The 342-nt window shown below is 38.0% G+C and carries 1 protein-coding gene; it reads right to left on the bottom strand.

The window, feature by feature from the left end; genetic code table 11:
* Positions 1-297, bottom strand: a 297-nt coding sequence (locus tag HC026_RS12495) for a type II toxin-antitoxin system YafQ family toxin (protein WP_168926216.1), incomplete at its 3' end; no start/stop codon positions are given.
* Positions 298-342 lie beyond the last annotated feature (45 nt).

Raw genomic sequence — 342 nt, 5'->3', positions numbered from 1 at the left:
CGATCCGACTCGAATGCCAATTAAGACTAGTTCATCTTTATCAATCGTATAAACCACCAGGACATCGTTAGTTTCGCTTGGTGTTTTGTTTTTCGGGGTGTCTCGTAAATGAAATTCATTATAGCCGCTCATTCGCCGATTAAGCTCATGATCCTCAAATTCTGGTGGTAATTGTTGTTGCTCAAGCAACAGGTCAATGGCTGCTCGAACTTCATCAATAATAGATTTGTCTAAACTGGCTAGCCGTTTTAGATCAGCATTAAAGGTTGCACGTGGTTTAAATCTTAGTTTTTTCATTATTTAAACTGACCCCAATAATCATCATCTGATTCAACAATTTCA

Source organism: Secundilactobacillus angelensis (assembly GCF_012641075.1).
Lineage (GTDB): Bacteria > Bacillota > Bacilli > Lactobacillales > Lactobacillaceae > Secundilactobacillus > Secundilactobacillus angelensis.
The sequence above is the reverse complement of the archived record's forward strand: the minus strand, read 5'-3'. Positions and strand labels throughout refer to the sequence as shown.